At 61.2% G+C, this 25,853-nt stretch carries 21 protein-coding genes; 6 read left to right on the top strand and 15 right to left on the bottom strand.

Annotated elements, in window-relative coordinates:
* Window positions 1-72: 72 nt before the first annotated feature.
* Entirely contained in the window at window positions 73-369 is a 297-nt protein-coding gene (locus tag ACQZ5K_RS23610) for a PRC-barrel domain-containing protein (protein ID WP_137005451.1), read from the bottom strand.
* A 274-nt stretch (window positions 370-643) separates the two neighbouring features.
* Here ACQZ5K_RS23610 and ACQZ5K_RS23605 point away from each other — a divergent pair, with 274 nt between their 5' ends.
* Window positions 644-1,780: a polysaccharide biosynthesis/export family protein gene (locus ACQZ5K_RS23605; RefSeq protein WP_020812312.1), complete on the top strand. Its 1,137-nt coding sequence runs from the start codon at window positions 644-646 to the stop codon at window positions 1,778-1,780.
* A gap of 11 nt (window positions 1,781-1,791) precedes the next feature.
* Here the strand turns inward: ACQZ5K_RS23605 and ACQZ5K_RS23600 are convergent, their stop codons facing one another.
* The 14 genes from ACQZ5K_RS23600 to tssA all read right to left on the bottom strand — a co-directional run bounded on the left by ACQZ5K_RS23600 (window position 1,792) and on the right by tssA (window position 20,461).
* Window positions 1,792-2,697, bottom strand: coding sequence for a protein kinase domain-containing protein (locus tag ACQZ5K_RS23600; RefSeq protein ID WP_448741604.1), 906 nt, complete (start codon window positions 2,695-2,697; stop codon window positions 1,792-1,794).
* Window positions 2,684-4,090, bottom strand: coding sequence for a type VI secretion system-associated protein TagF (gene tagF / locus ACQZ5K_RS23595; protein ID WP_137005454.1), 1,407 nt, complete (start codon window positions 4,088-4,090; stop codon window positions 2,684-2,686). The genes ACQZ5K_RS23600 and tagF overlap by 14 nt, the downstream gene beginning before the upstream one ends.
* Before the next feature lie 81 nt (window positions 4,091-4,171).
* The gene (tssM, locus tag ACQZ5K_RS23590) at window positions 4,172-7,651 is read right to left on the bottom strand and encodes a type VI secretion system membrane subunit TssM (RefSeq protein WP_137005455.1); all 3,480 of its coding nucleotides are present in this window, start codon (window positions 7,649-7,651) and stop codon (window positions 4,172-4,174) included.
* A complete protein-coding gene (tssL, locus tag ACQZ5K_RS23585; protein ID WP_137005456.1) occupies window positions 7,648-9,150 on the bottom strand; it encodes a type VI secretion system protein TssL, long form in 1,503 nt (500 codons plus the stop codon). Before tssL ends, tssM begins: the two co-directional genes overlap by 4 nt.
* Window positions 9,147-10,487 carry a type VI secretion system baseplate subunit TssK gene (gene tssK / locus ACQZ5K_RS23580; protein ID WP_059761087.1) on the bottom strand — a complete coding sequence of 447 codons (1,341 nt, stop codon included), beginning with the start codon at window positions 10,485-10,487 and terminating at the stop codon, window positions 9,147-9,149. The genes tssL and tssK overlap by 4 nt, the downstream gene beginning before the upstream one ends.
* Entirely contained in the window at window positions 10,477-11,682 is a 1,206-nt protein-coding gene (locus tag ACQZ5K_RS23575) for a type VI secretion system-associated FHA domain protein (RefSeq protein ID WP_167857100.1), read from the bottom strand. The genes tssK and ACQZ5K_RS23575 overlap by 11 nt, the downstream gene beginning before the upstream one ends.
* A gap of 4 nt (window positions 11,683-11,686) precedes the next feature.
* Entirely contained in the window at window positions 11,687-12,691 is a 1,005-nt protein-coding gene (gene tssG, locus ACQZ5K_RS23570) for a type VI secretion system baseplate subunit TssG (protein WP_137005459.1), read from the bottom strand.
* A 9-nt stretch (window positions 12,692-12,700) separates the two neighbouring features.
* Entirely contained in the window at window positions 12,701-14,482 is a 1,782-nt protein-coding gene (gene tssF / locus ACQZ5K_RS23565; RefSeq protein ID WP_080820398.1) for a type VI secretion system baseplate subunit TssF, read from the bottom strand.
* Entirely contained in the window at window positions 14,475-14,984 is a 510-nt protein-coding gene (gene tssE, locus ACQZ5K_RS23560; protein WP_080821059.1) for a type VI secretion system baseplate subunit TssE, read from the bottom strand. The genes tssF and tssE overlap by 8 nt, the downstream gene beginning before the upstream one ends.
* Window positions 14,977-15,801: a type VI secretion system accessory protein TagJ gene (locus ACQZ5K_RS23555; protein ID WP_080820400.1), complete on the bottom strand. Its 825-nt coding sequence runs from the start codon at window positions 15,799-15,801 to the stop codon at window positions 14,977-14,979. Before ACQZ5K_RS23555 ends, tssE begins: the two co-directional genes overlap by 8 nt.
* Window positions 15,798-17,192 (bottom strand): type VI secretion system contractile sheath large subunit, encoded by a 1,395-nt coding sequence (gene tssC, locus ACQZ5K_RS23550; protein WP_448741603.1) that lies wholly within the window; start codon window positions 17,190-17,192, stop codon window positions 15,798-15,800. The genes ACQZ5K_RS23555 and tssC (ACQZ5K_RS23550) overlap by 4 nt, the downstream gene beginning before the upstream one ends.
* Before the next feature lie 55 nt (window positions 17,193-17,247).
* Window positions 17,248-18,729: a type VI secretion system contractile sheath large subunit gene (tssC, locus tag ACQZ5K_RS23545; RefSeq protein ID WP_448741602.1), complete on the bottom strand. Its 1,482-nt coding sequence runs from the start codon at window positions 18,727-18,729 to the stop codon at window positions 17,248-17,250.
* A gap of 99 nt (window positions 18,730-18,828) precedes the next feature.
* Window positions 18,829-19,338 (bottom strand): type VI secretion system contractile sheath small subunit, encoded by a 510-nt coding sequence (tssB, locus tag ACQZ5K_RS23540; RefSeq protein WP_035263819.1) that lies wholly within the window; start codon window positions 19,336-19,338, stop codon window positions 18,829-18,831.
* A gap of 67 nt (window positions 19,339-19,405) precedes the next feature.
* On the bottom strand, window positions 19,406-20,461 hold the full coding sequence (tssA, locus tag ACQZ5K_RS23535) for a type VI secretion system protein TssA (protein ID WP_137005460.1): 1,056 nt from the start codon (window positions 20,459-20,461) through the stop codon (window positions 19,406-19,408).
* Between the two features lie 220 nt (window positions 20,462-20,681).
* Between tssA and tssH the strand changes: the two genes are divergently transcribed.
* The 5 genes from tssH to tssI form a co-directional block, all read left to right on the top strand.
* On the top strand, window positions 20,682-23,336 hold the full coding sequence (gene tssH / locus ACQZ5K_RS23530) for a type VI secretion system ATPase TssH (protein ID WP_448741601.1): 2,655 nt from the start codon (window positions 20,682-20,684) through the stop codon (window positions 23,334-23,336).
* Between the two features lie 57 nt (window positions 23,337-23,393).
* A complete protein-coding gene (locus ACQZ5K_RS23525; protein ID WP_003504561.1) occupies window positions 23,394-23,870 on the top strand; it encodes an Hcp family type VI secretion system effector in 477 nt (158 codons plus the stop codon).
* A 108-nt stretch (window positions 23,871-23,978) separates the two neighbouring features.
* On the top strand, window positions 23,979-24,368 hold the full coding sequence (locus ACQZ5K_RS23520) for a Rap1a/Tai family immunity protein (RefSeq protein ID WP_059761069.1): 390 nt from the start codon (window positions 23,979-23,981) through the stop codon (window positions 24,366-24,368).
* A gap of 11 nt (window positions 24,369-24,379) precedes the next feature.
* Entirely contained in the window at window positions 24,380-24,880 is a 501-nt protein-coding gene (locus ACQZ5K_RS23515; protein ID WP_059761067.1) for a type VI secretion system amidase effector protein Tae4, read from the top strand.
* A 13-nt stretch (window positions 24,881-24,893) separates the two neighbouring features.
* Window positions 24,894-25,853 (top strand): type VI secretion system tip protein TssI/VgrG (gene tssI, locus ACQZ5K_RS23510; protein WP_448741600.1); only part of this gene is annotated, 960 nt, incomplete at its 3' end.

Here is a 25,853-nt window from a genome sequence, read left to right as displayed (position 1 = left end):
CAAACGCCTGCCCGAAAATAAAAGAACGCCCGGCAAACAGCCGGGCGCTCCTCCTAATGAATGACAATGCTGTTAATGACGATGCTCGGGCATTTCTTTCAGCTGGTCCTTGGTCCATGAAGTGACCGCGTGGACATCGCCGTCCTCATCCCGCATGAAATCAAGATCGCTGAGCGGTACTGCGACCGGCTTTGCGCCGATACCAAGAAAGCCGCCGACATCGATGATGGCGGTGCTGCCCGCCCCGACGCCGTGGACATGATCGACCTTGCCGACCTTGTGATCGTCTGCACCATAAACGGTGGCGCCTTCAAGAACGGACGGCGTCAGTTCGGTTTCAGCCAGGCGTACGTGATTGGTGTGATCCATTGTTCTTCCTCCTGTCTTGGTTTGCAGAAAACAAACTCCTCCCCCGCAAAACCGTTCCATTGAATGTCGCTGGCCGGCGCCAGTCCATGAGGACCGGTGATTTCTCATCGGTGTATTGTTGGGGTTTGCGGCAGGCGGTTCCGAAAAGGTTGCGGAATGGTCACACCTTTTCTCCGGAAGACAAGTTTTCGCTAAATTGCAACCGCTAAAGTTGTTGCGATGACGTGTCTGGATGTTATCTCTGCGTCAGGTTGAATCATCAAGGGGATGAGGGATGAAAAAGTTGGGGGCGGTTTTGCTGGTGGCTCTTTTGAGCGCATGTGCAAAGCCATCTGACGGACCGACCGCAGGCAATATCCGATCTGCGACTTTCCCTCGAACCAACGAAAAAATCCCCGTCATCGAGCTGGCGAATGCACCGGCGGCCACGGTTTCCGCCGGAAGCCTGCAGAATGCCTCCGGCCCCGGCCTTACAGCGCTTCGCAACACCGGTTACAACGCCCAGAGATTGCGTCGCGGCGACGTGATCGACATCACCGTGCTGGATACCGGCGAAGACGGGCTTTTCTCCCCGACGCAAAGCAAGACGCTCAATCTCGGACGCTTTACGGTGGACCAGAGCGGATCGGTGAATATCCCCTTCGTCGGCAAGCAGAGGGTGGTGGATTCGACGCCCGAGGGGCTGCAATCGCAGGTCGTTGCCGGGCTCAAGGGATCGGCCGTGAACCCGCAGGCCGTCGTCACCGTCGTCGACAAGCCGACGAGCGCCGTCATGCTGAGCGGTGCGGTGAAAAACCCCGGAAAAATAACGCTCACCGCCCGTCAGGAGCGGGTGCTCGATGCGCTCAATCAGGCCGGTGGCCCGACCGTCGCTCCGGGCGCTGCCACGGTTACCGTCGTTCGCGGCTCGCACAGGGCGAGCGCGCCGCTTGACCGCGTCATGCGGGAGGACCGCCAGAATATCCGCCTGTCGCCGGACGATCAGATCATGATCGATGGCGATGCGGCGAGCTACACCGCGCTCGGCGCTTTCAAGAGCGCCGGCGAATTCCAGTTCGAAGCCGGAAAACTCACCCTGGCACAGGCCGTCGGCCGCGCCGGCGGATTGCTGGATGACCGTGCGGACGCGCGCAATGTCTATGTCTTCCGCAACGAGATCATTCAGGTGCCGTCGGCAACCGCATCGGGCGCGAAAGGCCCGGTCGCGACGGCCACGACCATGCGGCCGGTGATTTATCACGTCAATATGCGCGATGCTTCCAGCATTGCGCTCATGCAGCTCTTCCAGATGCAGAAGGGCGACGTGCTCTATGCCAGCAACGCGCCGCTGGTGGATTCGGCCAAGCTCCTGACCGTGTTCCAGAAGAGCGTGCCGACGGCGGCAGCACCGCTTCCCGGCAGCGGCAACTGATCAATGAAGCGCTACAGAAGCTGTAGCGCTTCCATCGCCGATTGCGGTCGCGACGCGGGTTCGTCCTGGCAACAGGCATCCGTAAAATCCGCCAGCCTTTGCGTTGTTAGTATCTCATCCGTAGCGCTAAGCCGCCGGGCAAGCCGCCCCACGGAGAATATATCCTGATCCGGCTTTGCGGTTGCGTCCCGCATCCGTTCCGGTGCTGCAAATTCACGCGAGGCGGCAAAGCTCATACCTCGGTCGGCGTGTTTTTGGCCGATCTCCAGCGCAATGCCGAAATCGCCAAGCCTGCCCGTTTCGAAATCGCCGCCCTCCAGCAGAATATTGGCTGGCGTGACATCGCAGTGGACGTACCCCCGTGCATGCATGGCGCTCAGCCCTTCCAGCAGGCGGCGAAGGATTGTGATCGCCTGCGGCGCGCTAACCGGCCGCTGCGATGCAAGCGACGCCAATGATTGCGGGAACCATGGTTGCAACAGGCCCGGCCGGCCATCGGCCAGTCTCAGCAGCGCCGATGTTTCCACCAGGCAAGGATGGCGCAATGTCAGGCCGACCTGCGCCTCCTCGCGTAATCTTTGCAGCAGCGCCGCGTCGTTTCTCAACGCCGGCGGTGTGGTTTTCAGGGCGTGAAGGGAGCCGAGATCGCGGTGCCGCATTTGCAGCAGCAGCGTGTTTTCGCTTTCGTAGGCGATCCGTTCAAGGGCAAAACTGTCGGCGATCCAGCCGGGTTTCGCATCGGAAAAATGCGATATTTTCCGGTCCAGTGCATTTCTGACCTGATCGATCAGGTCTTTCTGTTCTTCGGCTGGCCTTTCCCGCGTGCCGTCATGGCGGATGGTTTGCCACAGATCGGAAAAGCGCTCTGCAACCTGCGGATAGGCAGGCCCGTCGCCCGGTTGTTTACCCTTGCTCAAGCCGGTTTCCAATCACGATGGCGCTGACATTCTCGCGTGCGTCCTCGATCAATGCTTCCTGGATCAGGGCACTGGCGCAGTCTTTGATCGGGGTGTTACCGACAATCTCGGCAATGGCCCGCTCCTTCAGGATTTGTACCAGCGGATAGCTGCACAGGAGCAGCCTGTCCTGCGAACCCCAGTCTTCTCCGACGATGTCCGGGCGGAACTGCTGGGAAAGGCCGACACATTGCGCGAGCTGCCTTTTCATGCCGACAACGACGTGATCGCGCGAAAGCTGATGCATGGTTCCGTTTTTCAGGAGATAGGCGCGCGCGTCGCCGGACCACAGGACGCTCAACCTGCGGCCGATAATGGAGGCGATGATGACGCTTGCCATCGGCCTGCCGTCAGCGCCCATGGTTTGCCGGGAAAGAAGCAGGCTGTTGACGGTGCCGAGCTTTCCCCTGATCTGCTGCGCCATCACCTCGGGGCTTTCGGCATCGGGCGTCTCGGCAAGAATATTTGTGGCCAGACGTGCGGCTTCCACGGCGCTGTGCGTGTCGCCCTGTCCATCTGCTATGGCGAAGAGGGCAGGGGTCTGGGAAACGAAGAGCGAATCCGCGTTCAGGGAGAGCCGTGTTCCCGGGTGCGTGGCATAGCTATAGATGACCGGTGACGGCTGTTCCGTTGGCGGTGCGGGCGCGGGCGTCATTACGGGCGGAGTTTTTTGTCTCGCACTTTCCTGCGTCTGTACGGGTGTCGAGCCGTTCTCTTCGCCCTTGCCTGCCATGTCGCTGAAGAGGCGCAGGAAATCGGAAGCTTTCGGTTTGCCGTCGAATTTGAGACCGCGGGCGCGGCGGCTGACGGGATCGATGCGCCACCAGAGGCTCGTCGGCGCGCGGCTGCGCACCATTTCCGGGGCGTCATCCTCTTCCCGGGGTTTCGGCAGGCGCAGTTTTTTAACGGAGGTGTTAAACCGGGACATGTCGAAATCGCCTGTCATGGATGTTTCGGCCAGCGCCTCGGCGGCCATGAACCAGGTGTCGTCGAGATAGAGCGTTCTCGGATGTTTCCGGAAGCTATTGAGCTGGGCAATGATGGCAAGCGGATATTTGCGTCCCACCCGGTCTGCACTGGGCACCAGCACGCCGGCATAGGCGCAGTTTCCCCATATGCCGCTTTCGATGATGAAGCGTATGGGCGGCGATGACGTGAATATTTCGGGCCATCGGCCCGAAAACAGGTCCGCGCAGGCGTGCAGGCCGGATCGCATCCAGTCGTCAAATGTCCCGATCAGCTCCCGTTCAAGCCCGTCGGAGATGAAGTCGCCATGGCTGGGGACCTTGCCGAAGAAGCCGATGCGGTCGCTTTCCGCTGCGGTTTCCGCGGGCCTCGATGCCTGATTGGCCATCAGTCGTTATTGACCGCGGTGCTTTTCGTCGTTGCTTTCATCATAATCCCCTCCTTGAAAAAACGGTGCGCCGCCCCGCCGCTAAAATTGCGCGGGGCAGGCAAAGCCGGCGATGGCATCCAGCCTGAACGGGTTGAGAACGGAGCCGAACTGAATATCGAATTCGGCAGCCTGAGCGCCATTCGCAAATCGCACCCGCAGCAGATCACCCGACTGGTTTTCGATATCGGCGCCGTCGAACAGCCGGAATGGCGACCAGTCGCCGTTTTCGGTTTTCGCCTGCTGCCAGCCGCCCGGCTGGAAGGCGATGCGCGACAGGCTCGCCGTGTTTTCACGCGACGGCCAGGTGATCGATTTCGCCTGAATGGGGCCGTGATAATAAACCACCCGCTCGCCCTCGATTTCCAGCATCACTGCGCTGGAAGCGTTGGTGAGCGAAACGGGTTTGACATTGATCGACACCGCCGGCGTCTCGCTGCCATTCGGGAAAAAGGCGCGCGAAATCTTGTCGGCATTCTCGAACTGGGCGACGGCGCTGCTTGGAATGCCGGCCGCGCCGAAGGTGCCTTTCCAGCTCCAGGGGTTGGTGGTCTTGTCGACAAAGGCTTCCATTCGCTGTTTGAAGAAGGACTGGAAAACACCGGTCGGCCCAAAGAGACGGGTGAAATCCGCGATGGCGACATCGCGGGAAGATGACCTGTCGAAAGGATAACGGCCGGTCACGATCGAAGAGCACAGCGATGCCGCATCGGCCGCCCAGAGTTCCGCAATGCGGCTGCGGGCGGATTTGACCGCAAGCGAGCCGACATCCGCCGCCACACCCGCCACCCACACATCGAGGGGCGCCGGCAATTCACGGGCCTGCTGCAGCAGATCCTGATTGGCCTTGGTGAGTTGACTATCCACGTCGAACACCTTGGCGACCTCGTCGGAGGTGGTTGCCGAACGGGCAAGCTGCTCGTTCAGCATCTTGAAATGCGCGAGCAACTGTTCCGATGGCGAGCCACCGGCCTTGCCGCCATTGGCCTGCTCGCCCGTTGTGGCTGTCCCTTTCGCCGCCAGCATGTCGCGCAGTCTCGCATAGGGATCGGCCGCGTTTACCGTGGCGGCCAGAACGGCCGCGGTTGCGTCACCTTCTGCGGCGGAGGCGAGGGCGGCGGGGTTTGCCCCGGGGCGCAGATCGGTCGCCTCCGCGATCGATCTGGCAGCCTCCACCACGATATTGCGCTCATTGGCAAGCGCGCGGGTCGTTTCCACCGCGTCGCCAAGGGTTTGGGACGGCTTGACCCGAAGGTCGGCCAGCGTATCGGCCCATTTTTTCTCGAAACGGTCGAAATAGATTTGCAGCGCGGCCTGCGCCACCTGCTCGACCGTGGCACCTCTTATGGCATCATCGGAACCGCGCACCCATCCTTCGGAAAGTGCGATGCGTGCCGCATGGGCAACCTGCGGAATGACGACGCTGCGATATCCCTCCGCCGTGAAAAGACCTTCGATGCCTTCCGCCATCGGCGCTTTGCTGCGCCGCTCGAAGGCGCGCTCTCCCAGCGGGCCGAAGGCCGTGGCTGGTGTCCATTCCATCAGTTCCCGCGCCTGCGGAAGACCGGCGAGAATATCATAGGCGCGCGTGCCGACAGCCTGGTTGCGAATGGTTTCACGGGCGGTGGCGATGAGCCGTGCGTCGAGCTCAATCGGGGCGAGCACGCCGTCCGCGAGCGCTTTCGCATGCCGGTCGAGCGCTTCTCTCGCCGCCGCCCTTCCATCGCCGGGATAGAGGGATGCGAACATCTGGTGTGTCTGCACGGTCAGGAAATCGGGGTCCAGCGCACCCATGCCGCCGAGCATTCCATAGAGCTTCAGCGAATTGAAGGTGCGCGTGACATCCTTTTCATCCTTCAGCTGTTTCTGCAGCTGCACGATCATGCGCGGCAGGAGCAGGGCATTGAGCGCGCGTTGATAGGCGTCACGCTGCCGTCCGGCGATCTTGTCTTCCTGATCGAGCCCGAAGCTGACATTCCACACTCTCTCGCGGGCAAAGCCGGAATTGACGTCGCGCAGATTGTCGAGCGCCGGAAGGATGCGGAGAAAATCGGCGTCGGAAACATCGCGTACGGGAATGCCCTGAACGAGTTGTTCATAAGCGCCAAGTTTGCGATCCGCTTCGGCAAGCGCCTGCGTATTGGCGAAATAGGTGAAAATCCAGCCGGTGAAGACGATGGCGACTGCTGCGGTCGAAACACCATAGGCGATGCGCCGCACCAGCAATTGCCGTCCGGAAAGGCGCTTGTCGCGCATCACCAGCGCGGCTTCGGGGAAGATGACATCCTTGAACAGCCGCGACAGGAAGTAGCTTCGGCGGGTTCTGGCCGCTGCGGGAGACCTTTCCGTTTCCGGCTGCGTTCCCGAAGCAAGATAAACGCCACGCAAAAGCGGTGCTTCGATCAGCGGGGACCGTGCGCAAAGTTCGGTCAGGGCCTCATGGAGCCGGTCTTTCAACCGCGCGAGTTCGGCGGGGAAGCGGAAGATGCGCCCGCGCGTCTCGGCATTCTGCTCCTGCTGCAAGCGCTCGATCAGCATCGCATCGACCCGCTGTTGCAGCAGTTCGAACTCTTCCGTCAGGCGTTGCGGCAGGTTTTCGGCGGTATAGCTCTCATCCAGCTTGAAGGTGGTGCCCCACACCTGCTGGCGGTCGGTCTTGTTGAAACCGTCGAAGAATTCCACGAAACCATGTAGCAGATCGGCCTTGGTCAGCACGATATAGACTGGAACGCGGGCGTGCAGATATTCGTCCAGTTCCGAAAGCCGCTGGCGGATGGAGCGCAGTTCCTGTCGCTGTTCCTCGGGATCGCGGGTGAGAAGATCGGGGATGGACAATGTCACCAGCGCGCCGTTGATCGGCTGCGAGCGACGATACCGTCTCAGAAGGCCGAGGAATCCTTCCCAGCCGGCCTTCGAGGAGCCATCGAGGTCGTCCTGTGTGGTGTAACGGCCGGCGGTATCGATCAATATCGCCTCATCGGCGAACCACCAGTTGCAGTTGCGTGTGCCGCCGATGCCCTTCACCGCGTTTTCGCCGAGCGCATCGCCAAGCGGAAATTGCAGGCCGGAATTGGTGAGCGCCGTTGTCTTGCCGGAGCCGGGTGCGCCGAAGATCACGTACCAGGGAAGATCGTAAATATAACCGAAACGCTTTTTCGTGACCCGCCGCAGCAGCGCCAGCGCTTCCTTGAGACGCATCTGGATCTCGCCGACTTCGGCCTGGCGGTTGGCCAGAGCCTCGCGCTCGATACTGTCGACAAGTTCCTTGTCCTGCTTGCGGCCGCGATAAATGGTGACGGCGATATAAATCAGCCATATGGCGAGAACGATGCCGATGGCGATGAGCCGGGCCTGCGTCGTTCCCAATGGCTTGAAATCGCCCAGCGCGACCAGATAGCCGTAAAACCAGATGACGATGCAGAGCGCGACCACCCATAACAGCGACAGGAAACGGCGGCCGATGAGAGCGGCATAGCTCTCGACATAGGATCGGATCGTATAAAAATAGCTCAATGGATTCATGGATGTGCCTCTTGCGGCTGCTGTCCCGAACTGTTCTGGATGGTCGGCGAGAGAATGCCGGCGTCGCTCAGTTTTTCATCGGGATTGGTCAGGACCATGATTTCCGTTCTGCGGTTGATCTGGCGGCCTTCCTCCGTTTTGTTGTCGGCGATCGGGTCGCTGTCGGCACGGCCTTCCGTCAGGATCGCTTCTGGGCCGGTGAATTGTGAAAGAATGTCCCCGACCGCCTTGGCGCGGGCTTCGGAAAGGTGCCAGTTCGACGGAAATTCTACCGTCTTGATCGGCACGGTATCGGTATAGCCGATGACGACGGCGCGGAATTTCTCAGCCGCAAGCGCGCCGCCGATACGCTGGATGAGATCGCGGAACTGGGGGCTAACATCGGCGCTGCCGGTGGAGAACAGGCCCGAATTGTTGATGCGAATGCGCAGCCGCCCATTCACATCCGCCAGCGTGACAAGCTTCTTTTCGACTTCCGGCTGAAGGAAGGCCATCAGCTTTTCAAGCCGGGAGGGTTGTCGTGGCTCCACCGTCTTCGGCGGTTCCACGACCTTGGGCGTTTCGACCTGCGCCGGTGGCTGGGGCGGGCTTGCGATCAGCACGCTGGGCGTCTCGTTCGGCGGCAGATGGGCGAGCCTCTCGAAAGTGACATCGGATGCGTTGTTGAGCGACAGCGTGAAGAAGAGATAACCAAGCGCGAAGGCAAGCGCCATCAGGGACAGCAGGGTCCACAGCGCAGCCATCGTGCGCAATGGCGTATGACGGGCTTCCACGCCTTTCCAGTGCGGCGAAAGCTCCCGCTCAAAAGTGCCATATTGGCCGATCAGCGTCTTGTAGAGGCTGTCGCGGATGCGTGAGAGCTCCAGCGCACCCTTTGGCGAAACGCGGGTGCGCCCTTCGAAAGCCAGCGACAGGCACAGATAGATCAGCAGCAGCAGATCCTTGCTGGCGCCGGGCGATTGATGGAAATGGTCGAGAATGTCGAAAACCCGGTCGCCGCCGGTGACATCGTTGTGGAAGGTGGAGACAAGGCCGGAGCGCGCCCAGCCTGCCCGCACGCCCCAGGGTTTGCTGAGAACCACATCATCCACCGTGGCGCAGACGACATAATGCGCCGCCCTTGCCCGCTCGGGGCTGATGCGGGCGGAAGCGAGATCGCGCTCGTAGCGGGTGATCGCCTCAATGCAGGCGCGGCGAAGCTGATCGGAATCCGGCTCGGCATCGCTGAAGCGCAGGAGATGCGCGAGGTTGAGGAGAGGAGCGGCCGATTGCACGAGCGTCGGCACATCGCCGCCGCCGAAATGGAAACCGGAGAGCAGCTGATCGACCGGCATGGCGGCCGCGCCTGCCTTCGGCCGCCCGGCCGGGGCGTCGGTCTCGACAATATCTTCGAGGATTGCCGCCATGTTGCGGGCGTTCTGGTTGCGTCGGCGGCTTTCCTCGGTGATTTCGACCACCGTCGGCAAATCCTGCCAGGAGGAGGGGTTTTCCTTGCTCATTCGCGTAACGCCCACATTTCCATCTCAAGCCCGGGGAACTCGCCCGCCAGATGCAGGGCAATCGCGCCGGAGGTCTCAAGCTGCTTCCAGAGGGGTGATTGCGTGTCGATCTCGAAATAGACGGTACCGGACCGATAGGGCAACTGCCGCGGCAGGACCGGCAGGGAGCGCACGGGAATGCCGGGCAGCGCCACATTGACCAGTTCGGAAATCCGCTCCACCGGCCCGACCTTGATCTGTGCCGGCAGGCGGCGGCGAATGTCTTCGGCGGCCATGTCCGCGCGCACGGCAAGCACGAAGCCGGCATCGCGCAGCAGCGTGCGGTCGTGGATGGTGCCGACGCGGACGCCGTGGCGACGCTCCACCAGCTCGATCGCAACGGCTGCTTGTTCCAGAACCGCTGACAGCGATGTGCGCAGATCGTCGAAAACCGCCCCGAAGGTGGCTTTCAAGTCCTCGTGCCGATAGGGCGGGAAATCCGTCGCGCGCTTTTTGTCCGTGGTGAAGGTTGCAAGCTCGCCGGCAAGCTGGATGCAGTCTTCGTAAAAACGGATGGGGTGAAAACGCGTGGCGTTGGCGCAGCGATGCGCCAGCAGCGGATCGGCCCGGTTGAGGATTTGCAGCAGGAAATAATCGCCCACTTCCGCCGTTCCCCTGATCGTCGGATCGCCGATGCGTTCGGCAATCGCCTGGGCGCGGTGGCGAACGATCCCCAGAAGCTCCGTCAGCAATTCGTTGAGGCGGGGCGCCGCCGCGCAGCTGAGGCTCGGAGGAATGAAATCCGGGTCCAGAATGACCGCGCGATCGGAGCGGACCTCGATGACCCTTGCAAGACCGATGAGATCGTAACCGGAAAGATCGTCGCCGGTTTTCAGGAATTTCAGGCTGAGACGGCCGACATCGATGGGGGCCACGAAATCCGTCTCGATATTGGTGTCGGAGACCTCATAGCTGGAGGCGGTGAAGCGCACATTGTTCGCATCGTTGCGGCCGCTGGCAGACATATCGGCCTTGCCCGGCTGCCTTGCCGGCAGGGCGAGATAGATGACGGCGTTCTTGACGCTTTCGTCGAGATCGAGCGGCGGCGGAAGGTCGGAATCCTCCGGCGCCTCGAAAGGCGTTCCATCGGGAAGTACGCCGCGCAGGTTCGACAGGGCGAATTGCCCTATCGACAGCGCGCTGCGGTCCACGCCGATTTCGGCGATGCCCCACGGGTAAGGCGAGAGGTTGCGCGTGGTGTTGCGCACCAGCCGTTCGGTCCAGCGGTCGGATTGCTGAAAATGCTGGACGCGAAGAAACATGCCCTCGCTCCAGGCAACACGGTTCTCATGTCTCATCGTGGTTGTTTACCCCCTTAGCATCGGCTGTTATCGCGTCAGGTTCCTGCGTGGGCGCGGCTTCACCGCGCGCTGCCCGCTGCAGGAACTGCCTGACTGGCAATGGACGGCCGTTTTCCTCAAATTGCTTTTTGTAAGTGGACCAGTAGTCGGTCTTCATGATCAGCCCCTGCCAGTCGCGACGCTCGATTTTCGCACGGAGATCGTTGCTGGCATCGACGGAGGCTTCCAGAAGCCTCGGCTCGAGTTTTTGCGTGCAGCCGTGGATCAGGGTCTCAAGCGAGGCGGCGAGCCGCCGCTGCTGGCGGATGAGCGTTTCCATCCGCTCGCTCAGGGAGGCTGACGAGCCGTGGCCGGTGCGCTCGCCTTCAATGTCGAGAATGGCCAGACAATCGGCGCTTTCCTGCTCCAGCGCGGTCAGAAGATCGCCGATCTCCTGCGCGGTCGAAGCAGCAGCAGTTGATGCGTTCTCCACGGTCAGGTCTTCGCCTGCTTCCGGGAAAACGCTGTCGAAATCCTCGTTACCTGAGGCCGAAACCGGACGAGAGATCATGACCGGCGTGTTCAGTGCGTCGGTATGTTCGTGCTCGCTGCTTGCAACCGGCTCCTCGTCCCAGTTATCAGGCAGAACGGCGCCTATTCCGCGCGTCGCGGGCGGCTCGCTCCAGCCGATCTCGACATTTCGCGAAATGGATTTCGCCTTCCGCTTCGCGCCTTCGCGCCATGTTTCGGACCAGTCGTCGGCGGAGGCGGTGTTGCCCATCACGCCGCCGGCCGAGCGACCGTTCGGGGCGATGTCGGCAAGGATCGCCGAAATGGTCAGCGGCTCGTCACTCATGCGCAGGGAAGCGTCGGGATCGGAAAAATCCAGCTCGGCATCGCCGCTGATGGCGACCTGAAAAACCTGCCCGCCAATGTTGATTTGCGAACCGTCGCGGAGACGCGCGCTTTCGCCTTCCAGCAGCAGGCGGCCATCGACCAGCGTGCCGTTCGCGCTCTGGTCAAGGATCGTAAAACCTTCGCCATCGCGGCTGAGCGTGCAGTGCAGCTTGGAAACGCGCCGCTCATTGTCATCGATCTGCCAGTCGCAATCGCGAGACCGGCCGATGACGCGGCGGCCGCGCTCGAAGCTCCACTGACCGGCTCTTGCGGCTCCGATATTTCGTGTGTCCCTGAGTGCAAGCTTCATATCCATGCCCTCACGCGGAAATCGCCGAGCCTTCCCGCTCGGTCACCACAGCATCGGCGCTGTCTTTTTCTGCGGGCGCCACACGAGCCCAGCTATTCCAACCGAGGCGGGCGGGGGCATCGGACTGGCCGAGGCGGCAAAAGGGAATGTCCTCCTTTTTCAGGATCACCTGCACATCGAAATGCAAGGCGCTTCCGACGAACAGGCGTGTCAGCGAAAATATCTCCGCAAGCCGCTTCGATCCGGGCGTCAGGGCCAGATAATCCGCATAGGCGACGGGACCGATCACGATCCGGAAACCGCCGCTCATATCTTCGACAGCGCTTCCCGCCGTCGTGTTCTGTCCGAGCCTCAGACCGGATGCCTGTCCGAGCTGGCTTTGTTCGTGAAGCGGCAAAGCCACCCATCGCCGGCGAAACTGTTCGACATGGACCGGAAGTCCCGTGAATTCACAAAGCATGGAGGTCAGGGCCGAAACATTGCGGTTGCGGCCGGCCAGAAGGCCGCTGAAACGCAGGAGCGCATCTTCGCTCACGCCTGCCTTTTCCACCAGACCGGCTGTGCGGAACCCGGTGAGTGCAAGCAGGGTCTTGCGAAAACCGTTCTCCCTCTGCTCGGCCGACCAGCGCAATCCCCTTGCGAGGCGGTATTTTTCCGTCGCGGATACGAACAGTTCGCTGAACCTTGCTGCGAACAGATTGAAGAAGCTTGCCAGCGCGCCGGAGCGATTGCGCTCTTCCCGCTGCAACAACTCGCCATAGGCCGGCGGCAGCGAACCGAGCGGCCCGACAATGGGGGCGAAGGCGGATTTCAGTTCGGCCTGGCCGCGTTTGCGGTTGAAGCCGCTGATCGCCAGCGGGGTTGGCTGTGTTCCGCCATGAGCGCCGACGACAATCCCGTCATCTGCCGAAACGAGTTGGGCGACGCGAAACGCGGTGGCGGGCTCAAAACGGCCGGGATCGTCGCTGAGAAGCGCCGCCTGTCGGTCTTTCATGGTTGGCGTCTGCTGTTCCATCCCGGTCTCCTAGAGCAGCGGCCGATCTGCCGCGCGGGCAGGCCAGCGGGCAATCGGTTTGGAGTGGCCGCGCATCGTCGCCGTCAGCCGTGTGAAACTGTTGATCGAGGTGTAGAGCCCGAAGAAATGATTGAGGACATTGGCGAAAACAAATGCGGCAGGCCGCGCGATCAGCGCGGGATCGAATTCCACGGTGATGTCCGTTCCCGGCACCATGGCCGATCCGATCCGGGCATGGGAATTCTGCGCCTCGACATTGCTGATCGCCTCCACCAGCTGCCGGGTTTCCGGGCTGTCCCTGAAGGAATAGAGCGACAGAATGTCCTTCAGCGGCGCGCCGCCGCTGTCGGTGAGGGAGAGATGGTTGAGGAGGAGATGCGAGATCAGCCGCCATTCACGCGCCGAGCGCTCGTTGACGCGGATCGCCGCCGTCGGCGGCATCAGCGCATGGATGGATTTTATAGCCTCGTTGCCGGTCGAAAGCTGCAGGAAGGGGTGGCCGCCGCCAAAGGGAAGCTGGCTTGGCAGCTCGCGATTGATGCACAGCGTATCGATGCTTGCCACCATGTCGAGCGGTCCCAGCGGTCCGCGCTTCTGATCCACGAAGGCGATGTCCGTATCGGAAGAACCGTCGTCATCGAAACGGCGCTGTATCTGCCAGAAAACGTTTGCACCGTTGTTGCGCTGGGTGCGGCCGAAGAACGGGGAGGTCTTTTCGGTCTGCCCGGAACGGCTGGTCAGTTGAACGTTTTCGACGGCATAGATTTCGCGGGTCCGCTGCCGCCGCGCATCCGGCAGCAGGCGGTATTCCGTGCGCGTGCCATCGAGGCTGAGCGGTTCGCAGCTTTGCTTGAACAGGTTGATGACCGGCGAGGCGTTCAGCACGAAATCCCGGACCGATACCATGCGCTCAAGCTGCGTGTCCGCCGCGTCCAGATAGATGTAAAGTTCGCAGTCGCCGCCGCTCCATTTGTGCAGCCCGTCGATATCGAGAAAGAGAAATTTCTGCGGCAGCGCGAAGAATTCAGTGAGAAGCCGGTATCCGTCAAAGCTGTTGGCCGGATAGGGCAACATGGCCTGATCGCGCGTGTAGCCGGATGGCGTGAGATTGCCGGCGGGCAGGAAAACGGCTTCCTTGTCCTCGGCGTGCCGCGCAAGCGCCATGCCCACGCAGTGGTTGCTCAAAAGCTCGTAAAGCGCCGTGGCCTGCTGCCAGGCGGCTGACAGAAAAATCTGAAGTTTCGTCAGGCCCATTTCCGGGAAAGTGCCGCCGCGCGGCGCCGTGCTGCGCAGCGAAAGCCGCAGGCAGCTGGCGGCGCCGGCAAACGAGGCCGAAAAAGGCGCGTCGATCGGCTGGCCGGAAAGCGTTGCGGCTGCGATTTGCAGCGGCGCGATCTCCACCGCCTGCGTGGTGCGAAAACGGCAGCTTTCACCGCCCACCGGCTCCGCAAGGATTTCGCTGTGCCGTGGAAGCGTCTGCACGGTTGCGAGCGCCGTGCTCGGGGTGAACTGAACCACGCTCATGGACGGGATCGGCGCAAGATAATGCGGGTAGAGCGTTTCCAAGAGGCTGTCCGACAGTTCCGGAAACTCGTCGTCCAGTTTCTGGCGCACACGGGCGGCGGAATAGGCGAAGCTCTGGATCAGTCGCTCGACATGCGGATCGTCGGCCACATCGCCCGTCATACGCAGCCTGCCGGCAATCTTTGGAAACGCCGCCGCAAAACGCGATGCGCGCTTTCTCAGGGCGAAGAGTTCGTCATTGTATTTTTCGAGGAAGCCGTCAGCCATTCGTCGCCTCCACCAGGAAACGCTGTGTGGACGGATCGATCCGGGACTCAAAGCTGATCGGTGGCATGCCTTCCTGAAGCCGGAAACTTGCCTGTATGCGCATGCGAAGCGCCCGGTCGCCATCCGTGCGGTTTTTCAGGATCGTCACATGCACATCGCCAAGGCGGGTTTCGAACAGGGAAATCCGCCGCTCGATGCTGCGTGCGAGCCGCGCCTTGGAGGCATCCGTCACCAGATTGGCCGAAAGAATGCCGTCCACGCCATAGCTCACCAGCGCGTCGGACAGTTCCTTCAGCGCCGCCGGCGGGCCGGCGGGGTTACGGCGGGTATTGAGCAATGCCTCGAGATCGCGGCGGATCACCTCGCGCATCTCGCGTGCCTGATCCTTCAGGCTGACGAGCATATCCGTTTCCGCATCCGGCGCGTCATCGAGCAGCCGGTCCAGAACGGAGCGCGACAGCGTTCTCTGCCGTGCGCGATATTGCTCCAGCGGATCAACCACGGGCAATCTGCCTTTCATCGTCGGAGGCGGCGGAAAGGGAGCCGATCTCGTGGAACGGCACCACATCGTCGCCAATCAGCAGGCAGCGCTGGCCTTGCCCGGTTGCCAGAGGCTGGTCATCCTCGCTCCATCGGGTTTCCCGGCCGAGGAGAAGGCCGACATCGTCCTTCGCGCCGTGATAAATGGCCGGAAGCAGCACGGATGCGACCGCGCCGTCGCGCAACGTCAGCTCAGCCCCGCGAAAAGCGAGGTCGCGCGGGCGGCTCATCGGGTCGATGGCGAGGCTTTCTATGCGACCGTAATCGATCCAGAGGTAGCGGCCGCCATTGGTCAGCACCTCCAGCGCATGCGGAATCCGGTCGTCCAGATCGCGAATATCGCCGGCGCTCTTGCCGTTGCGGCCGATCGGCACATCGCCGCGTTTATCATCGAGTTCAGCCAGTGCGGTTCTGGCGGCATCCGCATCGCCGCTGCGCGCTGCGATATTCGCCCGGATGGCCAGCTGATCGAGTTCGGACGGACCGCCGGGGAAATCCGGCACCGCGCCGGTTTCGAACCACGCATTGCGTGCGGCCATGGCGCGCAGCTGGTGGCGAAAGAGAGAAAAACCGACGCTTTCCTGCGGCGAAAATGTTGCGGCAAGATTGCATTGCGCATCGGCCTTCTCATAGTCGCCGGCAAGGACTAGCAGGTCGATGTAGAAATGGCGTCCATCCTTGTCGGTTGGCTTCGTCTTGACGTGTTCGCGCGCAAGATTGATCGCGTCCTGCAGCCGGTCATCGTCGAGAAGGCGGGAGATATCGTCGCGCAGCGTCATGCGGGTATCCTTTGCGGCTCGGCCGGAGACCGGGATGCGGCGGCGGGCGGCATCATGGTTTCGGCAATGAGGTGGAAGCTCGTGGAGACGTCATCGAGCTGGAAATGCGGCTGAAGGCGCACGGTGCAGGAGAATGTTCCGGGCTTGCCGGGAACCTCGAAGACGTTGATCCCGGCAGAACGCAGCGGGTAGCGCGTGCGCAGCGCCGCTTCCGCATCGTCATTGCCGAGCGTGTAGGAGGAAAGCCAGCCTTCCAGCTTGCGCTCTATCGTCGAGGCATCGCTCAGCTGGCCGATATCGTCGCGCATGATGACCTTGAGATAATGCGAGAACCGGGAGGCGCACAGCACATATTGCAGCATGGCCGCGAGGCGGGCGTTCTGTCTTGCCGCTTCGCTGGAATAATGGCCGGGTGCATGCAGGGACTGGTTGGCGTTGAAGATCGCCATGCCGGAGAGATAGGTGGTGGAGACGGGCACGATGCCGAGATCGGAAAATTGCTGCTCCTGTCCGGTCGTCAGCTGCACCTCGACAGGCGGCTGCGCGGAAAGGCCGTTGCTTTCGATGCCGAGATCGAGCGGCGGCAATTGCCGGGAAGAGAGCATGCCGCCATCCACGGCATCCTGCGTCACACCGCGCAGATCCGCAAACCAGCCGGAATCGACGAAATTGCGCACCACCACGGTTGCAAAGGCGAAGGCGGCATTGCCCCACAACAGGGTCTCGCCGCTTTCCGCCACATGCTCGCGGAATGGAAATCCGTCATCGCGCCCCCGCGCATAGGGCCTGTAGGGCGAGCGCAGCAAAACGCGCGGCGCGACAAGGCCGACGAAGCGGGAATCGTCGCGTGCACGCAGCGCATTCCACCGCAGCCGCGATTTATCCTGCTTCAGCGAGGAAAAGTCGTGAACCCGGCTGAGTTCGGCGAAGTCCTGCAGGCCGACGGCGGAAGGTGCTGCCGCCGCGACGAAGGGGCAGAAGGCGGCCGCAGCCACCATGCCGATCTGCGACAGCGTGGTGATGGAATCGGCGCCCTGAAGATCATCGGGGGAAAAGGCGTAGTCGCCGATCAGCATGCCGACCGGCTCGCCGCCCGGCATGCCGAATTCGCGGTTATAGACGACTTCGAAAAGGTGGCTCTGGTCGAAGTCGGTGGCGCGTTCGGTGTTGCGGGCAAGATCGCGCCAGCTGGCGTTCAGCAGCTTCACCTTGACGTCTGCGCCGCGGCCAGCCTCGCGAACGACCATGGCAAGCCCGCGCCATCTCGCTTCCATCGCCTGAAAATCAGGGTGGTGGAGAATGGCGTTCACCTGGCCGGTCAGCGCATCGTCGATGAGGGCGATGAGCTGGTCGGCGAAAATGCGGGCGTCCGGAAAGGACTGATGCGCCATGAGCGGGCTCCGGGTGACGAACGGGGCCGGGGTGGCGGACCACCCCGGTCCGGGTTCAGTTCTTGGACGGAATACGGGCGACCATGCGCAGCGAGGTCGTCAGTTCTTCCATCTGCAACCAGGGCCGCATCCATGCGACCGCATTGTAGGCGCCGGGTTTGCCCGGCACTTCCTGCACGGTCACCTTGGCATCGCGCAGCGGATATTTCGCCCGGCTTTCCTCGCCCGCCTCGTCATTGGCGTTGACATAGTTGGCGATCCAGCGGTTGAGCCAGACTTCGCAATCGGACGCCTCCATGAAGGAGCCGATCTTGTCGCGGCCCATCACCTTGAGGTAATGCGCGAAGCGGGACGTGGCCATGATATAGGGCAGGCGGGCCGAAACGGCGGCGTTGGCCGTGGCTTCCGGCTTGTCGTAAAGCTTCGGCTTGTGCGCGGTCTGGGCGCCGAAGAACACCGCATAATCCGTGTTCTTGTAGTGGCAGAGCGGCAGGAAGCCGAGCTTGCCCAGCTCGGCGTCGCGGCGGTCGGTAATGCCGACTTCGGTCGGGCATTTGAGATCGAGATCGCCGTCATCGCTGGAGAAGACGTGCATGGGCAGATTTTCCACCCGGCCGCCATTTTCCGCGCCACGGATCGCAGTGCACCAGCCGCTTTTTGCAAAAGCGTCGGTCAGCTTCGTTCCCATGACATAGGCGGCGTTCATCCAGCAATATTCGTCATGCTGCAGGTCGCCATTCACCGCACCCCTGGTTTCGTCATAGGCGAAATCGTCAATCGGGTTGGTTTTCGGGCCATAGGGCATGCGCGCCAGAACACGCGGCAAAGCGAGCGTGACGAAACGGGAATCGTCGCTTTCGCGGAAGCTGCGCCACTTGGCATATTCCACCGTATCGAAAATCTTCTCCAGATCGCGCGGACGGGCGAGATCGCGGTAATCTTCGAAGCCGAACATCTGCGGGCTTGCCGCCGAGATGAACGGTGCGAAAGCCGCCGCCGCAATCGATGAAACGCCCTGAAGCAGCTGTACGTCATCGAAGGAATTGTCGAATTCGTAATCGCCGATGATCGCGCCGAGCGGTTCGCCGCCGGGGGTGCCGAATTCGTCTTCGTAGATCGCCTTGAAGAGGCGCGACTGATCGAATTCCACGGCCTTTTCCAGATCGCGCGCCAGTTCCCGCTTGCCGGCGTTCATGACGCGGATTTTGAGGTTCACGCTAGTTTCGGAATTCTTGACGAGATAGTTGAGCCCGCGCCAGGTGCCTTCGAGCTTGGCGAATTCAGGCGCCTGCATGATGGCGGCGAGCTGTTCGGAAATTGTCCGGTCCAGTTCGGCAATGGCGTGGTTGAGGGTGACGGTGAGGTTGCGGTCGTATTTGATCGTTCCCTTCAGCGCCTGGTCTGTCAGCGTGCGCAGAAGATTTTGCGCGCGGTCCGGTTCGGTCTGGCGGGTTGCGGCAACCACCTTGGACAGCAGTCCCTGATCTTCGGCGGTCGTTGCCTGTGCTTCGTTTTTCAGCAGGCTTTCAGCGCTCATGTTTCAGTCCTTCCACATGCGGCTTTGAAAAAATGCCGCTTGAACAGTTGAAGCCCCGCAATCGGGGCCGTTCGGGGAGGTTTTCCTCCGCACAGGCGATTATTTGCTCGCGCCGTTCTTTTCCTTGAGTTCGGAAACCAGCGTTGCGAGATCAGTCTTGTTCTGCAGAATATCTTCCAGCATCCGTTCCAGATCTTCCGAACGGTCGGCCTTGGAAAGCAGGTCGCGCAGCTCGTTGCGGGCGTCCAGAAGCGCCTTGAGGGCAGGAACCTGCTGCACGACGGCGCCGGGTTCGAAATCGTCCATGCTTTCGAACTTCAGGTTGACCTGCATGTCCGTGCCGTCTTTCTGCAGCGTGTTGGCAACGGCAATGTTGAGGCCAGGCGTCATGCGGCGCATCACCTCATCGAAATTGTCGCGGTCGATCTGAACGAATTTGCGCTCGCCGAACGGCTTCAGCGGCTGGGTCGGATTGCCCGAGAAATCGCCGAGAACGCCGACGACGAAGGGCAGTTCCTTGACCACCATCGCGCCTTCGGTTTCGACTTCGTATTTGATGTGGACGCGGGGCTTGCGAACCCGTTCCAGCTTTTCGTGTACACTTGCCATTTCAACCTCCTTGATGCCCCTTGGCATGGCTGACTGTGAGGGGACGGGGTTTCCGTCCCTTGCCTCGTTATTTTCCGTTGTTGTCTCCGCCGGGTTTGATCCCGGCGGCCGTCAGAACTGCATTGCGGGCCTGTGCCTCAGGCAGAAGCTCCGCCAGCAGTTCGGAAAAATCCATGCGCCCCCTGCGAACCAGCGTTTCGATGGAGAGCGAGATCGGCGAATGCGGTTCGGTCCGGCGAAAGTAACGCGCAACCGAAAGAAGAGTTTCAAACGCTTCATCGCGTGATGATATGCCTTCCGGTGACGTCGTGGGTGTTCGTACCGCCGGTTGCCCGTTGTCGTTCGTTCCAGGAATTGCGGCTGCCGTCTGCTCGACCGGTGCCGGCTCCAGCTCGCGCCCACCCAGCGTGCGAATGGCCGCAGCAGCTTCGATGAGCGTGTTGCGGATGTTGGAGCTGGGTGGCGCGGAGTGGCCGCAGCGTTCGGAAAGAACCGCCATGATGGCGTCGAAGCTGGAGAGGCAGGCGTTGACTTCGGCCAGATGGGAAGACATGGCGGCAACGCCCGCTTCCGATGCCAGCCGATACAGTTCTTCGCGCCGTTTGCTCTCGTTGGGTCGCTGCGCCAGCTGGAAATCCCAGAGGCTGTGCTCTCCGAATTTCCCTCCGGGGATCAGCGGCGCAAGCCGAAGCGGCTGCACAAGCGTTCCCTCGGTGCCGATGCCGTTCAATCCCGCAAAAGGTGCAAATTTTTCCTCATCATTATCATCGCTGATGGAGCGCAATGAGTCCCAGTGGTTGTAAAAAAGATCGCCACAAAGCTCATAGATTTCTCGCAGTCCAGGAAAGCCGCGCAGCCGCAGGCTTGCTTCGGCAAGCCACGCCAATATTTCTATGTCCTTGCTTTCGGAATATATAATCTGCAATCCAAGATTGCTGACACTGTCCCAGCTACTGGAGATCTTTAAGTTATCCTGTGGGGACGCGGCGCGCTCTTCTGTGCGCGCTTGGTTTCTTTCATCCTTAATTCTATAGTATATTTCACGCGTTCTTGAATCGATGCGGATATTTTGTCCGCAATCTCCCAAAAATTCTATATCTCTTTTAACCTGCGGCGCGTTCAAGAGCAGTCTATCCCCAGAAAATAGTAGTGGATTTTTTGTAGTTACTTCCCTTACGTAAGGCTATTCCTCAGACAGACTTATTCAAAATGTGTCTAAATTGTGGCGTCTACTGCCTGATCTAACCCGATAAAAAATAAACTTCGGGGTGGACAACCCGGTTTCATCATCATAGTTATTCCACGTCACGTTGTGGAATGAACCCGGGCAGGAGGCTCATTGCATGTCGCATATCGATCTCAATCGCCTCGTTGAAGCGCTTGAGCCTGACCTGCGCGTCACCCTTGAAGCAGCGGCTTCCGTTGCGGTGCGTATGGGGCACAGGTACGTGGATATCCCGCATTGGCTGCTGGCGGTTGTAGATGCCGGCATCTATGCGAAAACATTCGAGGAATTAAAAATTCCACTTCCGGTATTGCAGGCGGAAATCGGTCGCAGCCTGGAAGAGGCCGTTATCGGCGATGGCGAGGCTTTGTCGCTCTCCCAGAACATTCTGACGGCGGGCCGTGAGGCATGGGTTCTCGCGTCGCTGGAGGCCGGGCGCGACCGCGTGACGCTTTGCGACCTGCTTCTGGCGATGGACGAGGAAACCTCGCTCCGCGCTTTCGTCCGCTCGGCATTTCCGTCGCTGAAGGCGATGGATCGCGCGGCTCTCGAACGGCTTCGCAGTTCGGTTGAAGACAGCAGCGGAAGAGAGGTTCCTGCCGCGGCGGCGGGTGCCGCGACGGCCGCCGGCCAGAACGATTTTCTGCGCCTTTACACCCAGGACATGACCGCCGACGCCCGGAACGGCAAGGTCGATCCGGTGATCGGGCGCGATGATGAATTACGCCAACTCGTTGATATTCTTACGCGCCGTCGTCAGAACAATCCCATTCTGGTGGGTGAGGCCGGCGTTGGCAAAACGGCGGTCGCCGAAGCGCTGGCGCTGGAAATCGCTTCCGGAAATGTGCCGGAAAAATTGCGCAACGTCCGCCTGCTGAACCTCGATATTTCGCTGCTGCAGGCCGGCGCCGGCGTGAAGGGCGAGTTCGAGCGCCGTCTTCATGGCGTGATCGATGCGGTAAAACGCTCGGCCGAGCCGGTGATCCTGTTCATCGACGAGGCGCATGGGCTTGTCGGCGCCGGCGGTGCGGCCGGACAGGGCGATGCGGCCAATATTCTCAAGCCCGCTCTCGCGCGGGGCGAAGTGCGCACCGTCGCGGCCACGACCTGGAGCGAATACAAGAAATATTTCGAAAAGGATGCGGCGCTGACGCGTCGTTTCCAGCCCGTGCATGTGCGCGAGCCGGATGAGACGACCGCGATCCGCATGTTGCGCGGTGTCGCCGATAGCTTCGTCAGCCATCATAACGTTGTCGTTCGTGACGAGGCGATTGTGGCGGCGGTGCAATTATCGGCGCGTTACATGCCGGCGCGGCAATTGCCGGACAAGGCCGTCAGCCTTCTCGATACGGCCGCGGCCGCCGTTTCGCTGGCGCGGCAGACCCTGCCGGAACGGCTGCGCGCCATGGAAAGCGAGCGGCGTCTTCTGACCGATGAATTGAACTGGCTTCTGCGTGAACCGCAGGATGACGAGATGCAAAGCCGTATCCAGTCGATACGCGACGAAGTCGAGAAGCTCGAGAGCGTGATCGACGATCTGCGCGGCCGTTACGATGCGGAAATGGCTGAACTCGGCGAAGAGCAGCCCGTTGAAACCGGCGCGTCGAATGTGTCGCGCCTGCGGCCTGCGGCTGAGACCAAGCCGGCAAACGTCGAAAGACTTGTACCGACGGTGGTCGACCGTGAAGCGATTGCATCCGTCGTATCGCGCTGGACCGGAATTCCGCTCGGTAAGCTTCTGGCCGACCAGATCGAAAGCGCGCGCACATTGGATGCGCGCATGCGGCAGCGGGTCGTGGGGCAGGATGCTGCAATCGGCCGCATTGCCGATGCGATGCGCACCGCCCGTGCCGGATTGTCCGATCCACGCCGCCCGCCCGCCGTGTTCTTCCTCGTCGGCATGTCCGGAACGGGAAAGACCGAGACGGCGCTGTCGCTGGCCGATCTGCTCTATGGCGGTAACAGCCATCTGACGACGATCAACATGTCGGAGTTCAAGGAGGAGCACAAGGTTTCGCTGCTTCTCGGTTCGCCGCCCGGTTATGTCGGTTTCGGCGAAGGCGGCGTGTTGACGGAAGCGGTTCGCCGCCGGCCGTTCGGCGTTCTCCTTCTCGATGAGATCGATAAGGCCCATCCCGGCGTCCAGGATATTTTCTATCAGGTGTTCGACAAGGGCGTGCTTCGCGATGGCGAAGGCCGCGATGTCGATTTCAAGAACACCACGATCTTCATGACGGCCAATACCGGATCAGAGCTGCTGGCCGCGCTCTCCGCCGATCCGGATACGATGCCGGAAGGCGAGGCGCTGGAAGCGCTGCTGATGCCGGAACTGACCAGACAGTTCAAGCCCGCATTCCTCGGGCGCACGATCATCCTGCCCTTCATGCCGCTCGGTGCGGAAGAACTTGCAAGGATCGTGGATATGCAGATCGGCAAGATCAGGGAGCGTGTTCTTGCAACATACGGCGCCGACCTGACCCTTTCCGATGCTGCGCGCGACGCGTTGGTGGCGCGCGCCGGTGCAAGTGAAATTGGCGCACGCGCCATCGAAATCATGATCGGCAAGGATCTCCTGCCGCCTCTTTCCAGTTTTTTCCTCGAAAAAGTCATCGCGGGAGAACGCGTGGGCAAGATCGTTGTCGATTTTGGTGAAAACAGGTTCGGCATTCGTGCCGAAGCGGCTGGGGAAACAGATGAATTCGCCGCGCCCGAAGAGGGTGGGGTGGATGAAGTTGCCGCGTCGGAAGGGGCTACCCGACGCATGCGGCATTAAACGAAGGGTAACGCGGCCTCGAAGCAAGAGGTCATTTCAGCTACAGGAGCTTACAGCATGCCAATTTATCTGCAGATTGACGGTATCCAGGGCGACGCCACGCATGAGGAACACCGCAAGTGGATGGACATCGAGGCCATTCACTGGAACGTAGCGCGCAACATGAACACGTCTGCCGGTTCTGCTGCAAACCGCGAAGCATCCGAACCGACCATTTCGGAAGTCATTCTGACCAAGGTTAGCGATTCTTCTTCCACCAAGCTTTTCCAGGAAGCCTGCGCCGGCCGCACTGGCAAGCTCGCAACCATCCATCTGGTGACCACGGGCAATCCGGGCAACACCTATATCGAGTATCTGCTGACGAACACACTCATCGCCAGCTACTCGGTGGATTCCAGCGGTGACCGTCCGGTGGAAACCATCAAGCTCAACTTCACCAAGATGGAAGTGAAGTACACGCCGTTCGACGACAACAACTCGCCGCAGTCTCCGATGATCGCTTCTTACGATCTGGCGACGACGAAGGCCGCTTGATAGCGACGCGACCCGGTGCCGGCATTCGCCGGCACCGGAACGTTTTCATTGCAGTTTTGCAGCTCACGTCGTGATGTTTCTCATCCACGTTGGACGAGGCGGGTTTTCATGCGCTCCCTATATGCGTTTTTTGTTTCCGTGCCGGTTGTTCTGGCTCTGTCCGGTCTTTCGCCGGCGGGCGCCGAGGAACGGACATGGATATTCTCCGGTGCCGAACTCAAGCAGGCTATCGAGGGCAAACTTGCCCCGGAAGTGTCTGATCCGGAAATGCGGCGGCTGGTTTCCGTCGCAAAATCGAGCGCCTATATCGCCGGTGTGGCCGATCTGACAAGTGGATCGGACTGGTGCGGTGCGGGTGCCGTGGCGCCCCATGAACTCACCGACCGGATCTACACCTATCTCGGCGATCTTCCTGCGGAAAAACTGGATGAACAGGCAGCCACTCTCGTGCGGGAGGCGCTCAAGGTCTCCTTTCCCTGTGAGCAGAAAAGTAACTAGTGGGACGAGCCATGCGCGTTAACTTTGACACTCTCTATAAGAATTATCCGAGCAGCGACCCGTCGCATCCGAACTATCTCAGCCAGCGTGATCTGTTCACGGAAATCGGCTGGGACGATTTCATCGGCAATCCGAACTATCACAATACCTGCGCCATCCGCGTCAGCATCGCTTTCGTGAAGTCGGGCATCAACATCGTGCCCGCCTCGCACCGCATCCAGAAGGGCCCCTATGCCGGTAAGGGCATAGAGGTGAACATGCGCCGCCTTGCCAGCCTGATGAAGCGGACGAGCTATCTTGGCGAACCCGAGCCTTTCACCCCCGCGACGGCGCGCAACGGCATCGGCGCTCGCAACGGTGTCGTGGCGTTCAACAATATCCCCGGCTACACCGGCGGCGGTCACATCGATCTTGTGCGGGGCGGCTCGGAAGCCACCCAATGCGCTTCGGCCTGCTACTACAATTCGGAAACGATCTGGTTCTGGCCCCTGCAGTCCAGCCGCGGGTCCTGATTAGGAGTATCCCATGAACGACCAGCCTTCGTTTTCCGATTTCGTTCAGGCGAGCCGAGTTCTGAAGGTGTCTTCGCCACTCGGCGAGGATCAGCTTCTGCCAGAGCGCCTGTCCGTCGAGGAGGGCGTGTCGCAGCTCTTCGACATCCGCCTGACCGTGCGGGCCAAGAAGGAAGCGGTCAAGCCCGAGGAACTGATCGGACGGCTGGTCGATATCTCCATCGAAATCAGCCAGGGCGAGGGCGATGGCGGCGGTGTTCGCCGCCCCTTCAACGGCTTGGTGACGGAGCTGCATGAAGGCCCGCCGATCACACGCGGCATGCGCTCCTATGCGCTGACCCTCCGCCCGCAAATGTGGCTTCTGTCGCGCCGCTCGGATTGCCGCATCTGGATGGACAGGACGGCGGTCGAGGTCGTCGAGACGCTGTTTTCCGAACACGGCATTCCCGCTCCCGATACATCGGGCATCATCTCGCCGCCGCCCGCACAGCATTACAGCGTCCAGTTTAACGAGACGGACCTCGACTATCTTTTGCGCCGCTTTGAAGAGGACGGCCTGTTCTACTGGTTCAGCCATGAGGACGGTTCCCACAAGCTGCATGTGGCCGATAGCGCAAGCGGCTGGCTTGGGCCGTCGCCGGCCGCCCAGGGGGAGGGGACGGTGCGTCTGGCGCAGGGGTCTTCGGATCGTAACCACATCAACGACTGGGCGCGGCGTTTTTCCTATGTCCCGGGCCAGCGTGCGGGTGCTGACTGGAATTTCGAGACGCCGGGCATGGTGCCGGGCACGATGACGCCGTCGCTGGTGCAGATGCCGGATGCGACGAAGCGCGAGCTTTACGAATATCCGGCCCGCATCAGGACGGTGGAAGAAGCCGAGCGGGCGCAGAAACTGCGCACCCAGGCGATCGAGGCCGACCACGACCGGGTTTTCGGTTCGTCGACCTCGCGCATTCTGGAGGCCGGCCGCCGC

This window comes from Agrobacterium sp. 22-226-1, assembly GCF_053522345.1.
Note: the sequence above shows the minus strand (reverse complement) of the source record. Positions and strands in the feature narration are given on the sequence as shown.

What these genes read in the sequence shown, in the direction of transcription:
- ACQZ5K_RS23610 (WP_137005451.1), bottom strand. Translation starts at nt 369, where the DNA reads ATGGATCACACCAATCACGTACGCCTGGCTGAAACCGAACTGACGCCG.
- ACQZ5K_RS23605 (WP_020812312.1), top strand. Translation starts at nt 644, where the DNA reads ATGAAAAAGTTGGGGGCGGTTTTGCTGGTGGCTCTTTTGAGCGCATGT.
- tagF (WP_137005454.1), bottom strand. Translation starts at nt 4,090, where the DNA reads ATGGCCAATCAGGCATCGAGGCCCGCGGAAACCGCAGCGGAAAGCGAC.
- tssM (WP_137005455.1), bottom strand. Translation starts at nt 7,651, where the DNA reads ATGAATCCATTGAGCTATTTTTATACGATCCGATCCTATGTCGAGAGC.
- tssL (WP_137005456.1), bottom strand. Translation starts at nt 9,150, where the DNA reads ATGAGCAAGGAAAACCCCTCCTCCTGGCAGGATTTGCCGACGGTGGTC.
- tssK (WP_059761087.1), bottom strand. Translation starts at nt 10,487, where the DNA reads ATGAGACATGAGAACCGTGTTGCCTGGAGCGAGGGCATGTTTCTTCGC.
- ACQZ5K_RS23575 (WP_167857100.1), bottom strand. Translation starts at nt 11,682, where the DNA reads ATGGATATGAAGCTTGCACTCAGGGACACACGAAATATCGGAGCCGCA.
- tssG (WP_137005459.1), bottom strand. Translation starts at nt 12,691, where the DNA reads ATGGAACAGCAGACGCCAACCATGAAAGACCGACAGGCGGCGCTTCTC.
- tssF (WP_080820398.1), bottom strand. Translation starts at nt 14,482, where the DNA reads ATGGCTGACGGCTTCCTCGAAAAATACAATGACGAACTCTTCGCCCTG.
- ACQZ5K_RS23555 (WP_080820400.1), bottom strand. Translation starts at nt 15,801, where the DNA reads ATGACGCTGCGCGACGATATCTCCCGCCTTCTCGACGATGACCGGCTG.
- tssC (WP_448741603.1), bottom strand. Translation starts at nt 17,192, where the DNA reads ATGGCGCATCAGTCCTTTCCGGACGCCCGCATTTTCGCCGACCAGCTC.
- tssC (WP_448741602.1), bottom strand. Translation starts at nt 18,729, where the DNA reads ATGAGCGCTGAAAGCCTGCTGAAAAACGAAGCACAGGCAACGACCGCC.
- tssB (WP_035263819.1), bottom strand. Translation starts at nt 19,338, where the DNA reads ATGGCAAGTGTACACGAAAAGCTGGAACGGGTTCGCAAGCCCCGCGTC.
- tssH (WP_448741601.1), top strand. Translation starts at nt 20,682, where the DNA reads ATGTCGCATATCGATCTCAATCGCCTCGTTGAAGCGCTTGAGCCTGAC.
- ACQZ5K_RS23525 (WP_003504561.1), top strand. Translation starts at nt 23,394, where the DNA reads ATGCCAATTTATCTGCAGATTGACGGTATCCAGGGCGACGCCACGCAT.
- ACQZ5K_RS23520 (WP_059761069.1), top strand. Translation starts at nt 23,979, where the DNA reads ATGCGCTCCCTATATGCGTTTTTTGTTTCCGTGCCGGTTGTTCTGGCT.
- ACQZ5K_RS23515 (WP_059761067.1), top strand. Translation starts at nt 24,380, where the DNA reads ATGCGCGTTAACTTTGACACTCTCTATAAGAATTATCCGAGCAGCGAC.